Annotated in this window: 10 protein-coding genes and 1 pseudogene; 1 reads left to right on the top strand and 10 read right to left on the bottom strand. The window is 72.4% G+C overall.

Annotated features, from left to right (window positions below; translation table 11 throughout):
- Window positions 1-222: 222 nt before the first annotated feature.
- From ACMATS_RS01280 to ACMATS_RS01270, 3 genes are all read right to left on the bottom strand, one after another.
- Window positions 223-1,644 (bottom strand): NAD-dependent malic enzyme, encoded by a 1,422-nt coding sequence (locus tag ACMATS_RS01280; protein WP_391154945.1) that lies wholly within the window; start codon window positions 1,642-1,644, stop codon window positions 223-225.
- Between the two features lie 64 nt (window positions 1,645-1,708).
- Window positions 1,709-3,148, bottom strand: a complete 1,440-nt coding sequence (aspA, locus tag ACMATS_RS01275) for an aspartate ammonia-lyase (protein ID WP_390780838.1) — start codon at window positions 3,146-3,148, stop codon at window positions 1,709-1,711.
- Window positions 3,149-3,202: 54 nt separating this feature from the next.
- Window positions 3,203-4,210, bottom strand: a complete 1,008-nt coding sequence (locus ACMATS_RS01270; protein ID WP_414166526.1) for an asparaginase — start codon at window positions 4,208-4,210, stop codon at window positions 3,203-3,205.
- A 150-nt stretch (window positions 4,211-4,360) separates the two neighbouring features.
- On the opposite strand from ACMATS_RS01270, the gene ACMATS_RS01265 reads away from it, so the two are divergent.
- On the top strand, window positions 4,361-4,816 hold the full coding sequence (locus ACMATS_RS01265) for an Lrp/AsnC family transcriptional regulator (RefSeq protein ID WP_391154948.1): 456 nt from the start codon (window positions 4,361-4,363) through the stop codon (window positions 4,814-4,816).
- Window positions 4,817-4,820: 4 nt separating this feature from the next.
- On the opposite strand, the gene ACMATS_RS01260 is transcribed toward ACMATS_RS01265, so the two are convergent.
- The 7 genes and pseudogenes from ACMATS_RS01260 to ACMATS_RS01230 form a co-directional block, all read right to left on the bottom strand.
- Window positions 4,821-5,930 carry a PP2C family protein-serine/threonine phosphatase gene (locus ACMATS_RS01260; RefSeq protein WP_414166525.1) on the bottom strand — a complete coding sequence of 370 codons (1,110 nt, stop codon included), beginning with the start codon at window positions 5,928-5,930 and terminating at the stop codon, window positions 4,821-4,823.
- A 113-nt stretch (window positions 5,931-6,043) separates the two neighbouring features.
- The gene (locus tag ACMATS_RS01255) at window positions 6,044-7,183 is read right to left on the bottom strand and encodes a substrate-binding domain-containing protein (protein WP_414166524.1); all 1,140 of its coding nucleotides are present in this window, start codon (window positions 7,181-7,183) and stop codon (window positions 6,044-6,046) included.
- Window positions 7,180-8,205 carry an ABC transporter permease gene (locus ACMATS_RS01250; RefSeq protein WP_414166523.1) on the bottom strand — a complete coding sequence of 342 codons (1,026 nt, stop codon included), beginning with the start codon at window positions 8,203-8,205 and terminating at the stop codon, window positions 7,180-7,182. The genes ACMATS_RS01255 and ACMATS_RS01250 overlap by 4 nt, the downstream gene beginning before the upstream one ends.
- Window positions 8,205-9,722, bottom strand: a complete 1,518-nt coding sequence (locus ACMATS_RS01245) for a sugar ABC transporter ATP-binding protein (protein WP_414166522.1) — start codon at window positions 9,720-9,722, stop codon at window positions 8,205-8,207. The genes ACMATS_RS01250 and ACMATS_RS01245 overlap by 1 nt, the downstream gene beginning before the upstream one ends.
- A gap of 153 nt (window positions 9,723-9,875) precedes the next feature.
- Window positions 9,876-10,754 (bottom strand): GNAT family N-acetyltransferase, encoded by an 879-nt coding sequence (locus ACMATS_RS01240; RefSeq protein ID WP_414166521.1) that lies wholly within the window; start codon window positions 10,752-10,754, stop codon window positions 9,876-9,878.
- A 187-nt stretch (window positions 10,755-10,941) separates the two neighbouring features.
- Window positions 10,942-11,640: pseudogene (locus ACMATS_RS01235) on the bottom strand (transposase).
- Complete coding sequence (locus tag ACMATS_RS01230) at window positions 11,637-14,441, bottom strand: SpoIIE family protein phosphatase (protein WP_414166520.1); 2,805 nt, start codon at window positions 14,439-14,441, stop codon at window positions 11,637-11,639. The pseudogene ACMATS_RS01235 and the gene ACMATS_RS01230 overlap by 4 nt, the downstream one beginning before the upstream one ends.
- Window positions 14,442-14,556 lie beyond the last annotated feature (115 nt).

Genomic DNA, 14,556 nt, shown 5'->3' with positions numbered 1-14,556 from the left:
TGGGCCGCCGTGTGCGGGCTGGTCGCCCACCTCGTCGGGTGGGGTCTCGACGAGGTCCTGAACCGTGAGGTCGGCCCGCTGTCCCCCGAGGTGCGGGGGACAGCAGGCCGGTAGCTCCAGAAGGCCTCCGGCGCGGATGCCGGTCCGCGGCCGGAGGCCTCCCGTGTGCTCACGGCCACGTCGGTGACCGTCGTCAAGCTAGCACCGGCAGCGAGCGGGCGCTCACTGCGCCTGCTGCACCGCCTGGGCCTGAGCCGCCCGCTTCACCGCCGAGGCCACGGCCTCGGTCGCCTTCGCGTTGAAGACGCTGGGGATGATGTAGTTCGCGTTGAGCTCGTCGCCGGCGACGACGTCGGCGAGGGCGCGGGCGGCGGCGAGCATCATGTCGGTGTTCACGGTGCGGGACTGGGCGTCCAGGAGGCCGCGGAAGACGCCGGGGAAGACCAGGACGTTGTTGATCTGGTTGGGGAAGTCCGAGCGGCCGGTGGCGACCACGGCGGCGGTCTGGCGGGCGATGCCGGGGTCGACCTCGGGGTCGGGGTTGGCCAGCGCGAAGACGATCGCGTCTTCGGCCATCGCGGCCACGTCCTGCCCGTCCAGCACGTTCGGCGCCGAGACGCCGATGAAGACGTCCGCCCCGCGCACGGCCTCCTTCAGCGTGCCGGTGATGCCCTCGGGGTTGGTGTTGTCCGCGATCCAGCGCAGCGCGGATTCGGGGGCCGCGTCCACCAGGTCCGCGCGGCCGGCGTGCACGACACCGTGGATGTCGGCCACGACCGCGTGCCGCACGCCGGCGGCCAGCAGGAGCTTGAGGATGGCCGTGCCGGCCGCGCCCGCACCGGACATGACGACCCGTACGTCGCCGATGTTCTTCTCCACCACGCGCAGCGCGTTGGTCAGGGCGGCGAGGACGACGATGGCGGTGCCGTGCTGGTCGTCGTGGAAGACGGGGATGTCCAGGGCCTCGCGCAGGCGGGCCTCGATCTCGAAGCAGCGCGGGGCGGAGATGTCCTCGAGGTTGATGCCGGCGAAGCCCGGGGCGATGGCCTTGACGATCTCCACGATCGCGTCGGAGTCCTGGGTGTCCAGGCAGATCGGCCAGGCGTCGATGCCCGCGAACCGCTTGAACAGGGCGGCCTTGCCCTCCATCACCGGCAGCGCGGCCTTGGGGCCGATGTTGCCCAGGCCCAGCACCGCTGAGCCGTCGGTGACCACGGCCACCGAGTTCCGCTTGATCGTCAGACGCCGCGCGTCCTCCGGGTTCTCCGCGATCGCCATGCACACCCGGGCCACACCGGGGGTGTAGACCATCGACAGGTCGTCACGGTTGCGGATCGGGTGCTTCGACGCCATCTCGATCTTGCCACCGAGGTGCATCAGGAACGTACGGTCCGAGACCTTGCCCAGCACCACGCCCTCGATGCCGCGGAGCTTGTCCACGACCTCGTCGGCGTGCTCGGTGGACTTGGCGGCGACGGTCACGTCGATGCGCAGCCGCTCGTGGCCGGACGCAGTGACGTCGAGGCCGGTGACGGAGCCGCCGGAGGACTCCACGGCCGTGGTGAGCTGGCTGACGGCGGTCCCGCCTGCGGGGACCTCCAGACGGACGGTCATCGAGTACGAGACGCTGGGCGCCGTTGCCATCGGGGTGGTACTTCCTTCTTCTTGCTTTTGCTGGTGGGGGGAGAGCGGTGGTGGGGGTGGGGGATCAGACCGCAGCGGTCCGCGCGTGCGGGCGGGCCAGGTTGTCCGGGTGGAGGATCTCCTGCAGCTGCTCCGGCGTGAGCAGGCCCTTGGCCAGGACCAGGTCGTACACCGAGGCGCCGGTGGTCAGCGCCTCCTGGGCGACCGCGGTGGCCTGCTCGTAGCCGATGTGCGGGTTGAGCGCGGTGGCCAGGCCGATGGACTGGCCGACGAGCTGCGCCAGGTGCTCACGGTTGGCGGTGATGCCGTTCACGCACCGCTCGGCGAGGGTCAGGCAGCCGGCCCGCAGGTGGGTCAGGCTCTTGAGGAGGCTGTGCGCGATGACCGGCTCGAAGGCGTTGAGCTGGAGCTGGCCGGACTCGGCGGCCATGGTGACGGTCACGTCGTTGCCGATGACCTCGAAGGCGATCTGGTTGACCACCTCGGGGATCACCGGGTTGACCTTGCCCGGCATGATGCTCGAACCCGCCTGCACCGCAGGGAGGTTGATCTCGGCGAGGCCGGCGCGCGGGCCGCACGAGAGCAGGCGCAGGTCGTTGCAGGTCTTGGAGAGCTTGACGGCGATCCGCTTGAGCACGCCGGAGATCTGGACGAACGCGCCCATGTCCTGGGTGGCTTCGACGAGGTCGCCGGCGACGGAGAGCGGGATGCCGGAGATCGCGCTCAGGTGCTCGCAGGCCGTCGCGGCGTACTGCGGGTGGGCGTTGAGGCCGGTGCCGATCGCGGTGCCGCCGAGGTTGATCTCGCTCAGCAGCGCGCACGCCTCGGCCAGCCGCGCCCGGTCCTCGGCCAGCATCACGGCGTAGGCCGCGAATTCCTGACCGAGCGTCATGGGCACCGCGTCCTGGAGCTGCGTGCGGCCCATCTTCACCACGTCCGAGAACTCCGCGGCCTTGGCCGCGAAGGCCTCGTGCAGCACCTGCATGGCCTCCAGCAGGCGGGCGGCGGCGAGCTGCAGCGAGAGCCGGACGGCGGTCGGGTAGACGTCGTTGGTGCTCTGCCCGGCGTTGACGTCCTCCAGCGGGTGGAGGTGGCGGTACTCGCCCTTGCCGTGGCCGAGGAGCTCCAACGCCCGGTTGGCGACGACCTCGTTGGCGTTCATGTTGGTGGACGTGCCGGCACCGCCCTGGATGACGTCCACCACGAACTGGTCGTGGAGGCGGCCGGCGCGGATCTCCGCACAGGCCTGCACGATGGCGTCCGCCTTGCGCTCGTCCAGCAGCCCGAGGTCGCGGTTGGCCTGGGCGGCGGCCTGTTTGACGGAGGCCAGGGCGACGACGAGGTCGGGGTAGGCGGAGATCGGGGTGCCGGTGATGGGGAAGTTTTCCACGGCGCGCAGCGTGTGGACGCCGTAGTACGCGGCCGCGGGGACGTCCCGGTCGCCAAGGAGGTCGTGCTCGGAGCGCGTCTGCGCGTGGTCGTGGGGGGAGGCGGGGGCCGACATGGGGGTCCGATCCAAGGCGTGGTGTGGGGGAGTTGGGGGGGGAAGGGGGGTGCGTCAGGCCGTTGTGGCCGGTTCGGCGGCCACGGGGGCGTCGAGCGCGTGGCGCAGCGCGTCGGCGCGGCCGGCCGGGTCGGTGGTGGCGAGGGCGGCGGAGAGCACGGCGATCCGTGCCTGGCCGGCGCGCAGGGTGCCGGTCAGTACCGCTCCGGCGGCCACGAGGTCCACGGCTCCGCCGTGGGTGTAGATCTCCGCGACCGGTCCGGTGGCCACGCGCGTGGTCAGGGCCACGAGGACGCCACGGGAGACGGCGGCCTCGACGGCGGCGCAGATCTCGGGGGTGGCGTTGCCGGCTCCCGTCGCGACGAGAACGATGCCCTGGGCGCCCGCTCCGACGGCGGCGTTGAACAGCAGCGGGTCCCCGTCGCAGTGGTGCATGACGGCGTCGATCCGGGGCAGCGGGGTGTCGGCCGCGGGCAGGGGGAGCGGTGCGGGGCGCTCGGGGCGCCGGTGGATCTGGATGCCGTCGGCCGTCACGTCCGCGACCCGGCTGCCGGAGGGGTCGGCGAAGGCGTCGGCGGCCAGCGTCTGCACCTTGACCGTGCCGCGCGCGGCGTGCACCTGCCCGTTGAACACCACCAGGACGCCGAGGCCGCGCACGGTGGCCGCGGTCAGCAGCGCGTCGTGGAGGTTGCGCGGCCCGTCGCCGTCCTCCGCCTCGAGCGGGCGCTGGGCGCCGGTGAAGACCACCGGGCGGGGGTCGTCGTGGTGGAGGTCGAGGAAGAAGGCGGACTCCTCCAGGGTGTCCGTGCCGTGGGTGACGACGATGCCGTCCACCGCGGGGTCGGCCAGCACCTCGCGCACGGTGCGCAGGAGGGCGAGCTGGTGCGCCGTGGTGATCCGGGCGCTGTTGACGCTCATCAGGTCGACGACCCGGACGCTCACGCCCTCGGGCACGGCGGCGGTGGCCAGGACGTCCCCGCCCGCCGCGTCGGCGGCGAACCCGGACCCCTGCCAGCGGCTGGCGATCGTCCCGCCGGTGCTGATGACGACGACCTGTCCCACGTGTGCTCGCTCCTCTTGCCGCTTGCCAGGGTGATGCCTCGTACGCCAGTTCGCAGACGTCGGGCCGAGAGCAACCTTAGAACGAATCGCGCGCAATCGGATTGCCAGTTCAGGCGCGGTCTCCGTGCGTGCGGGGTGGATAATTGCGCCATGGACGAGATTGACAGAAATATCTTGCGCGAGCTCCAGAACGACGGACGTCTGACCATCCAGGACCTCGCCCAGCGGGTCGGTCTCACGTCCTCGCCCTGCCTGCGCCGCGTCCGCCAGCTCGAACAGGACGGAGTGATCGAGGGCTACCGCGCGGTCATCAACCCCGAGGCCGTCGGACGCGGCTTCGAGGTCCTCGTCTCCGTCGAGGTCAAGCGCGACCGGGAGGCGGTCGAGACCTTCGAGGCGGCACTCCAGGAGATCCCCGACGTCATCGAGGCGTACCGCCTCTTCGGCAGCCCCGGCTGCCTGCTGCGCATCGCCGTCGCCGACCTCACCGCCTACGAGCGGCTGTGGATCGAGCGCCTCACCACGCTCTCCGGCGTCACCGAGGTGAACTCGCAGATCATCATGAAGCGGATCAAGGAGCCGCGCGGTCTGCCGGTCGACCGCTGAGCGCTCAGGCGCCGCCGCCCCGGGTGATGGCGAGGAGCGCCATGTCGTCGGTGATGCGGCCGCCGGTGTGGTGGCCGACATCGGCGAGCAGGGCGTCGAGCAGCTCGTCCGGCCCGGAGAAGACGCGTCCGGCCAGGCCCGCGACGGGATCGTAGAAGACCCCCGCATGGTTCTTGGCCTCGGTGAGACCGTCGGTGTACAGCAGCAGGGTCGCACCCGCGGGGAAGCGCACCGTGTCGGTCGTCACGGCCTCGGCGGGCCGCAGCCCCGCCAGGCACAGGGGGAGGGCCGGCTCGGACGGCTCCGCGCTGTGCACCTCGCCGTTCCGCTGCAGGATCAGCGGTGCCGGGTGGCCGCGGTTGACCAGCCGCAGCTCGTCGCCCGCGTGCGCGATCTCGGCGAGAACGCCCGTGACGAACCCCTCCGACCGCTCGAGCCCCGCCCGGCGCTCCGCCTCCCGCACCAGCCCCCGCTCCAGCCGCTCCGCGATCCCGGCGAGCGCGGGCTCCTCCTCGGCGGCCTCCCGGAACACCCCCAGCGCCACGTCCACCGCCGCGACCGCCTCCATGCCCTTGCCCCGCACGTCACCCACCAGGCAGCGCACGCCGTACGGGGTGTCCTGCACGCCGTACAGATCGCCCCCGATCTGCGCCTCCCGGACGGCGGACTGGTAGCGCACGGCGATCGTCAGCGACCCGATGGCGGGCGGCGGGTGCGGCAGCACGGCGCGCTGCACGGCGAGGGCGATCTCGCGCGCCGACTGCAGCCGCACGTCCCGGTAGTGCATGAGCCGGTTGACGACGACGGCGAAGGCCGAGACGGTCGCCACGGCCGCCAGCTCGCTCCGCCCGCCCGAACCCGCCGCGAAGCCGAAGTGAGTGAGCACCGCGAAGTCGGCGACGCAGGCGCCGATGCCCGCCAGGACCGTCGCGCGCAGCGACAGCAGCGCCGCGGCCGTCATCGGGGCGGCCGTGTAGAAGGCCTCCGCGCTGAAGTGCGGCGGCGTGCTGAGGTCGAGGACGACCCCGCCGACCAGCAGGAGCAGGGGCACGATCTGCAGGTGGCGCAGGAACCAGCGCAGCACGGCAGCGAGCCCTGCACCCGGTGCCTTCACGTGCCCGCTCCCGATCCTCGGTGCCGAACCCCACGCACGCTCCAGGATCCTCGGAACCGATCATGGCTGCCAGCGGTGGGACGGCCGTATGGGTACGCCCCGCCCGCCGCGCCTCACCTGCCCCAGATCGTCCGGTACGCCGTGCGGTACCCGGGCGGGTCCCAGGCCGTGGCGCCGCCGGTGTCGGCGGCCGTGGCGATGTGGACGGGGGCGACGTATCCGCTGGCCGGGCGGCCGGAGAAGGCGCGGTTGAGCTCGTCGACGATCTGCCACCCCTGTGCGGAGAGCGGCTCGGGGACGGTGGCCGCCTGGAACTGGCGGTTGTTGATGCGCTCGAAGGCGGAGGGATCGCCGTCGCCCGCACCGATGTTGAAGGGGGCTCCGGAGCCCTTCCTGCGCTCCGCCCGCAGGGCCGGGGCGGCGTCGGCGAAGTAGACGTCGTTGATGGCGACGGAGTGGGTCCAGGTGTTCCAGAAGCGTGCGAGGAGCGCGGAGACCGCCTGCGGGGTGCGGCTGCTGGTGTCCGGCAGGGGGATGTTCTCCTGCGCGAGAAGCCGGACTCCGCTGCAGGCGGCCAGTTCCTTGCGGATCAGCTCGGACTTGTGGTGGGCGAAGGGGATCGAGGCGTCGGTGAAGACGACGACTCCGGCGGTGCCGTGGGAGTGGGCGACGACCCAGTCGGCGCTGATGGTGGCGACGTCGTCGACCTTGGTGGTGACGTTGGTGAAGAGCGCGGGGTCCTTGCTGGGCCCGGGGGAGTCGACCGCGTGCCAGCCGACGAGCGGGATGTGCCCGGCGTCGGCCTGCGCGACCTGCTGGGAGGTCAGCCGGGGGTCGAAGCCGCCGATGACGATGCCCGAGGGCCGCAGGGTGACGGCCTGGCTGAAGGCCTGCTGGAGGCCGACGGGGGTGCCCTGGCCGTCGATCACGCTGACGCTCCAGCCGATGGCCCGTGCTGCTTCCTGCACGCCTTTCGCCGTTCCGGCGACGCCGGGGTTGGTCATGGTCTGCGCGACGTAGACGATCGTCTTGCCGGGCACGGCCGTCGGCCCGCTGGTCGGCCCGTTCCACCTGGCCTCGCTCGACTCGGCCTGCCGGACGGCTGCTTCGGCCTTCGCGAGGGCGGCCGGGCAGCCGGTCCTCGTCGGTCCTTCAGGGGCGCTCGTCGTACGGGACGACGAACCGCGCTCGCAGCCGGTGAGGAGCACGGCCGCAACCGCCCCTGCGGCCAGGGCCGTCAGGGCGGTTCTCACGGGGAGGCCCTGCGCGGCTCGGCCCGTCGCCGGTGCAGCTGCCGGCGGGCGGCGTAGCCGGCCAGGCCGACGGCGATCAGCAGCGTGCTGCCGTTGAACAGCGGAGTGACCCAGAACTGGGCGCCGAGCTGGCCGATTCCGGCGAGGCCGACGGCGAGGACGGTGACGGCGACGAGGGTGCCGGGGGCGTTGGCCCGTCCGGGCCGGATCGCGGTGGAGCCGAGCAGGGCGCCGACGAAGGCGGGCAGCAGGTAGTCCATGCCGACGCTCGGGTTGCCGATCTGCTGCTGGGCGGCGAGCAGCACTCCGGCGATGCCGACGACCAGGCCCGATCCGGCGAACGCGCAGACGACGTAGCGCCGGGAGGGGATGCCGACCAGGTCGGCGGTGCGGGGGTTGGCGCCGATGACGTACAAGTACCGGCCCAGGGGCAGCCGTTCCAGGAGCACCCACAGCACGGCGGTGAGGGCGAGGACGTAGAAGGCGGGGACGGGCAGGCCGAGGAACCGGGAGTCGTACAGGTCGGTGAAGGCGGCCGGCAGGCCGTGCGGGCCGGGGACGATGCGGGCCCCGTCGGTGATCCAGCCGGTGAAGGCGTACATGACGCTGCCGGTGCCGAGGGTGGCGATGAAGGAGTCGATCCGCGCGTATTCGACGACGAGGCCGTTGACGGCGCCAGCCGCTGCCCCGCCGAGCAGGACGACGACGCAGGCCATGGGCCACAACCAGCCTTCGGCGACGACGAGTTGCATCGTCGCGACGTGCGCCAGGCCGAGTCCGTAGCCGATGGACAGGTCGAACTTGCCGGTGGCGATGGGGAGTGTCGCGCCGAGCGCGAGGAAGGCGGGGACGGAGTTGTTGGACAGGATGGCGGAGATGTTGTCGAGCGTGGGGAAGGTGTCCGGCAGGGCGAGGGAGAAGGCGAGGAAGAGCAGGGCGGTGAGGGCCGCGAGGCCGTAGGCGCCGACGAGATGGCCGAAGCGGCGGCCCAGCGGGGAACGGGGCGGGCGCAGAGGGGACATCAGAGTGCCCCGGTGAGCGGGGTCATGGCGGAGGCGGCGCGGGTGAGCGCGGCTGCGGTGAGGCCGGCGCCGCTCAACTCGGCCGTCACGCTTCCGCGGACGAACACCAGGGCCCTGTGGCACACGGTGGCCACCTCCTCGAAGTCGCTGGAGACGAGCAGCACGGCGAGGCCCCGGTCGAGGGCGTCCTGCAGCAGCCGGTAGAGCGCCGCCTTGGCGCCGACGTCCACACCCGCGGTCGGCTCCTCCAGGATCAGCAGGCGCCGGCCCGTCCGGAGCCACCGGCCGATCATGACCTTCTGCTGGTTGCCCCCGGACAGGGTGGCGATCGGCGCCTCGCTGTCGCGGGGGTGCACCGCGAACTGCTCGATCAGGGCCGCGGCGCGGGCCCGTTCGCGCCCGGGGCCGATCCAGTGCAGGCCCGGCGGGCCGCCCGCCCCGGGGTTGGGCAGGAGGTTCTCCCGCACGGTCAGCCCGTCGGCGCAGCCCTCGTCCTGCCGGTTGCTGCTGACGAATCCGGTGCCGGCGGCGACCGCGGCCGTGACCGTGTGCGGCCGGTACGGCCGCCCCGCGAGCAGGGCCTTGCCGTCGAGGAGCGGCCGGCAGCCGGCGAGGGCGCGGCCGAGGGAGGTGTGCCCGGCGCCGGTGAGGCCCACCAGGCCCAGGATCTCGCCGGCGTGCAGCCGCAGCCGGACCGGGCCGGTGTCCTCGGTCCGTACGCCGTCGAGGCTCAGGACGGCCGGACCCGCGGCGGGGGCGGTGGTGCGGTGGGGGGCCGGTTCGTGGCCCACGATGTCGTGCACCAGCCGGGTCGCGGGGTAGCCGGCGAGCGGGCCGTGGCCGACGAGGCGGCCGTCGCGCAGGACCGCGAAGGTGTCGGCCACCCGGTGCACTTCGTCGATGCGGTGGGTGACGAAGACGACGGCGTGGCCGTGGTCGCGCAGGGTGTGCAGGACGGCGAAGAGGCGGGTGCAGTCCGCGGCCGGGAGGCTGGCGGTCGGCTCGTCCAGGACGAGAAGTTCGGCCTCGGTGCACAGGGCGCGGGCGATGGCCACCAGGGAGCGTTCGGCCCGGGTCAGTTCGGCGACCGGCGTGTCCGGATCCAGGTGCGCGGCGACGATGACGAGGGCTTGCGCGCACTGCCGGCGGGTCCGCCGCCAGGAGACGAGGCCGCCGCGGCGCGGGTAGCCGGCGCCCAGGGCGATGTTCTCGGCGACCGTCATCCATTCCACCAGGCCCAGGTCCTGGTGGATGAAGGACATGGCGCGCGAGGCCGCCTCGGTGCCGAGCGGGTGCCCGGCGACGGTCACCGTGCCCTCGTCGGCGTGGTGGACGCCCGCGAGCACCTTGATGAGGGTGGACTTTCCGGCGCCGTTGGGGCCGAGCAGGGCCAGGATGCTGCCGGAGCGGACGTCGAGGTCGACCGCGTCCAGGGCGAGGGTGCCGCCGAACCGCTTGCCGAGGCCGCGGATACGGACGAGAGGCTCCGAACGCCGCATGTCCGTCATGCCTGCCATGCCCGTCATGCTAGGGCCTGTCCGACGGGTCAGCACGGACCCCGCGACGCCCCCCCCAGCTACCTCCCCCAGCACCAGACGCCGCGGGGCCCGCACTGACCCGTCGGACAGGCCGGGCGGGGTGATGCCCCGGTCCGGCCCGTCCGCTCTCCGCTAGAGGTCGAGCTGATGCTGGTGTGTCGTGTGCGTGGGTGTGTAGCCGAGACCGTCGTTGATCTGTCTCATGTGCGTGTTGCTGTCGGCGGTGTCGGTCAGAAGGCCACCGAGGTCCGGATAGTCCCTATGGGCCTGTCGGATCGACTCGGCCTTCATCCATCGGCCGAGGCCGTTTCCACGGTGCTCGGGCAGCACACCGGTGCCGTAGTGCTGGCCGTCGCCTGTGCCGTTGCCGGGGATGACGAGTTCGGTGAACCCGGCGATCGAGCCGTTGGAGGCGTCGATGGCGACGACGGTGTGCAGGTGCTCGCCGCGCTGTTCGACGGCCTTCGCCGCGGCCCGCACGCGGTCCACGTCCCAGGTCACGGTGCCGTAGTCGCTGTCGTCCATGGGCATGTCGTCCATGGCGCGGCGTGAGGCGGCGAACGTCCGGGCGAGGTCGTCGGGGACGGTTCCCTGCCATGACATCAGCCGGTAGCCGGGATGCGGACGCTCGATGATCTCGGTGAGGACGGCGGTATCCACGTCAGCCAGTGGCAAGCGGGTGAACCTCAAGGTGAGGACCTTCCGGAAACCGCGCGCCGCCAGGAAGTGGTCGCCGGGCGACCCGGCTTCTGCCTGTGCGACAACGCAGCGTCGGGCGTTGTCCCGGGCGGTGGCCACGGCGGTGTCGAGGAGCCGAGAGCCGACGCCCTTGCGGCGCTCCGCGGGATGGACACGGAGGTCGAGCTCGGCCAGGTGCACTTGTCCGCCATCGAACAGGCGCAGAAAGGCCGTCCCGGCAGGGATGGAATCCGCGTCCGACGCCAGCCAGGCAAGACGCCGGCCGTGCGGCCCGCGGGCGGGGTCGGTCAGTGGGGTGATGCGAAGGGACAAGGTGTCTCCGTCGTGAGGAGGTGGCAAAGGTCAGTACGCGAGCTCAACTCCTGGGCACTCCTGCGCATGTGCTCCACACCTCCTCGTCGACAGCGCCGGCCTGCACCGATGCAGGCGGCTGGGTGAACCTAGCTGGCCGATCGGCTCCTGGGCAACGGGTTAACGAGAAGGCGGTGCGCGTGTGTGGTCACAGCCACTCGTTGATGGCCGCGACGAGGACGGTCGCCTCATAGCGGACCGCGAGCTTGTCGTATCTCGTGGCCACGGCGCGATGCCTTTTGAGGCGATTGGTGCCACATTCGACCGCGTGCCGAGCCGTGCAGCCCTCGGCGTCGAACGTGGGCGGCCGGCCGCCGCGAGCGCCGAGTCTCTTGCGGTTGCGGGCCTGGTCGGCCTTGTCCGGGATGGTGCATCGAATGCCACGTCGGCACAAGTAGGCGCGGATTCTGCGGGAGGCGTACGCCTTGTCGGCCCGCACAGATCGGGACGAACGCGTGGCCGGCCCGGCCCGATGCGGGGCACACGAACCCCGCTTCCGGGCCCCGGCCGCATGCTGATGGGCACGGCATACCGTGGAGTCGACGTCAAGGTCCCACGTGATCGCGCCCTTCGCGTCGGCCGGGGACTGGAGCCGGGTGAGGACCCGGTGTCAGGTGCCATCCCGTTGCCACCGGCGGAACAGGTCGTGGATCCGGCCCCACGGCCCGTACTCGACGGGTACATCCCGCCACGGAACACCGGTCCGGACCCGGAACCGTATGCCGACGATGAGCCGCCGCCGAGACCGGACAGCCGGCCGACCTGCCTTCACGCCCCTTGGCAACAACGGCTCCAGCGCCGCCCACTGATCGTCCGTGAGATCTCCCCGCGCCGGACGGGCCGTCAGATCGCCGGGATGTCGTCGAAGTCGATCTCGACGGCCCCGGGCCCGCCGGCGGACATCTCCAGCGGGCACTCGGCCCAGATGACCTTGCCGCCGGCGGTGTAGCGGGTGCCCCAGGCCTGGCAGAGCTGTGCGACGAGGAACAGGCCGCGGCCGCCCTCGTCGGTGATGGCGGCGTGCCGCAGGTGCGGGGCGGTGCTGCTGCCGTCGGCGACCTCGCAGGTCAGGGTGCGGTCGTAGAGCAGCCGCACCTGGATGGGGCCGGTGCCGTACCGGATGGCGTTGGTGACCAGCTCGCTGAGCAGCAGTTCGATGGAGAAGCCGATCTCCTCCAGCCCCCACTCGGCCAGCCGCTGTGTGACGGCGGCGCGGACGGAGGAGACCAGCGCCGGGTCGGCGGGCAGGTCCCAGGTGGCGATGCGGTGCGGGTCCAGGGCGTGGGTGCGGGCGACGAGCAGCGCGATGTCGTCGGAGGGGTGCTCGGGCACCACGGCCGCCACGACCGCCTGGCAGGTCTCCTCGGGCGGGCGGTTGGGCCGGGCCAGGGCCCGGCGCAGCTCCTCCATGGCCGCGTCGAAGTCGCGGTCGCGGTCCTCGACGAGACCGTCGGTGTAGAGGACCAGCTGGCTGCCCTCGGGGAGGGCGAACTCGGCCGTCTCGAAGGGCAGACCGCCCAGCCCCAGGGGCGGCCCGGCCGGCAGGTCGGGGAAGACGACCGTGCCGTCGGGGCGGACCAGGGCGGGCGGGCAGTGCCCGGCCCGGGCCATGGTGCACAGCTGCGAGGTCGGGTCGTAGATGACGTACAGGCAGGTGGCGCCGATGATCCCGGTGATGCCGGAGAAGGGGTCGTCGCCGCACTCCTCCCGGTCGAGGCGGCCCACGAGGTTGTCGAGGTGGGTGAGGACCTCGTCCGGCGGCAGGTCCAGCTCGGCGAAGTTGCGCGCCGCGGTGCGCAGCCGGCCCATGGTCGCCGCCGCGTGCAGCCCGTGGCCGACGACATCGCCGACCACGAGGGCGACGCGGGTGCCGGAGAGGGGGATGACGTCGAACCAGTCGCCGCCCACGCCGGACTCGGCGGGCATGTAGCGGTGCGCGATCTCGACGGCGTTCTGCTCGGGGAAGCCCTGCGGCAGCAGGCTGCGCTGCAGGGCCAGCACCATGCTGTGCTCGCGGGTGTAGCGGCGCGCGTTGTCGATGCAGATGGCGGCGCGCGCGGCGAGCTCCTGCGCGAGCGAACGGTCGTCGTCGCCGAAGGGGGAGGGGTCGCGTGAGCGGTAGAAGCTCGCGATGCCGAGGACGTTGCCGCGGGCCAGGAGCGGAACGGTGATGAGGGAGTGGACGTTGTGGGCCAGGATGCGCTGGGCGTTCACCCGGTTCTGGGAGATCCAGCCCAGGGCGGTGCGCAGGTCGGGTTCCAGGACGGTCCGTCCGCCGGCCAGGCAGCGCAGCTGCGGGGTGGTCGGCTGGAGGTGGACCCGTTCGCCGACGGGGTAGAAGGGGCAGTCGTCGCGGATGCCGTGGACGACCGTCCGGTGCAGGTCCTTGGCGGGATCGGTCGGCTCGTCGCCGCGCAGGACGGCCTCGGGAAGGTCGATGGTGACGTAGTCGGCCAGGCGCGGCACGGCCATCTCGGCCAGCTCCTCGGCGGTGCGGGTCACGTCCAGGGTGGTGCCGATGCGGGTGCTGGCCTCCGACAGCAGCTCCAGGCGCCGCCGGGCCGCCACGGCGAACCGTCCGACCCCGGGCTCGCCGACCATCACGAGCGCGTCGGCCGGCCGTCCGGGGGAGGCAGGTGTGCCGGGGACGGGGGCCGGGCCGGGCCGACGTCCGGGCAGCGGGACGGCATCGGTCAGCGCCTCCTGCGTCACGAGGCCGGGCGGCATGGCAGATTCGGCGGTGACGGCGAGGCGCTGGTGCTCCGCGGGGAGCACCGCCTCGACGACCACGCCCTCCACCCCGGAGGAGCTGATCACCGGCCGGCTCATCAGCGTGACCCGCCGCCCGCTGGGCAGCGGCACCTCGACGGCGGCCCGCTGCGCCGAGGAGATCAGCTCGGTGGCCTTCTCCTCCAGGACCAGCCGGTCACGCCAGTCCAGCCCGCTGGTGACGAGCCCGCCCGGCCGCTTCTCGTCGGCCGGCACGCTGCGGCTGACGTCGAGGTACGCCTGCAGCAGGGCGCGTTCGCGTGCCGAACTCTGTTCCAGCAGCCGCCGTTCGATGGCCTCGGCCGCCCTGCTGATCACGACGTCCAGTTCCACATCCGCGTCGGCGCGCGGGTAGCCGAAGCACAGCACCCCTTCGATGCGCCCGCTGAGCGGGTCCCGGATGGGAATCGCCGAACAGGCGTTGGACTGCGAGCGTTCGGCGAAGTGCTCGGCGCCGTAGACGTTGATCAGCCGCCGCTCCGCCAGGGCCAGCCCGATGCCGTTGGTCCCGCCGTACTTCTCGGCGAACACGAAGCCCGGGACGCTCTGGATCGGATCCAGGCGCATGACCAACGACGGGTCGCCGAAGCGGCGTTGGAGCACCGCGCCGCGCCCGTCGGCCAGGGACACGTTCATCTTCGTGCCCGCGAACCTGGCCTGCAGCCGGTCCATCACGGGCCCGGCCGCGAGGACGAGACGGCCGTCCAGGTCGAGGTCCTGTGTGTAGGGAAGCTCGCAGCCGTCCGGCGAAAGTCCCAGCGAGCGGCTGCGCTCCCAGGAGCTGAGGATCAGGCTGCGCACGCCCTTCCCGGCCGTCCCGTCGAGAAGGAACTGCTCACGGGCGAGTGCCGGGCCGAGGTCGTCTGCCACGAGCCCCATCCGGATCACTTCCCTCATCCGTCCTCATCCGCACGTGCGGCGATGGCCGCTCGTGCGTCGGAGCAGTTGCAGTGATATTCCATTTTAGAACTTTGTCCATATAGCAGCATCGGTC

This window comes from Streptoverticillium reticulum, from assembly GCF_047456005.1.
GTDB classification, from domain to species: Bacteria; Actinomycetota; Actinomycetes; order Streptomycetales; family Streptomycetaceae; genus Streptomyces; species Streptomyces reticulum.
This window is presented reverse-complemented; position numbering and strand designations above follow the sequence as displayed.

Coding starts and splice junctions, on each gene's coding strand:
- ACMATS_RS01245 (WP_414166522.1), bottom strand. CDS start 9,722: ATGGCAGGCATGACGGACATGCGGCGTTCGGAGCCTCTCGTCCGTATC.
- ACMATS_RS01265 (WP_391154948.1), top strand. CDS start 4,361: ATGGACGAGATTGACAGAAATATCTTGCGCGAGCTCCAGAACGACGGA.
- aspA (WP_390780838.1), bottom strand. CDS start 3,148: ATGTCGGCCCCCGCCTCCCCCCACGACCACGCGCAGACGCGCTCCGAG.
- ACMATS_RS01230 (WP_414166520.1), bottom strand. CDS start 14,441: ATGGGGCTCGTGGCAGACGACCTCGGCCCGGCACTCGCCCGTGAGCAG.
- ACMATS_RS01280 (WP_391154945.1), bottom strand. CDS start 1,644: ATGGCAACGGCGCCCAGCGTCTCGTACTCGATGACCGTCCGTCTGGAG.
- ACMATS_RS01250 (WP_414166523.1), bottom strand. CDS start 8,205: ATGTCCCCTCTGCGCCCGCCCCGTTCCCCGCTGGGCCGCCGCTTCGGC.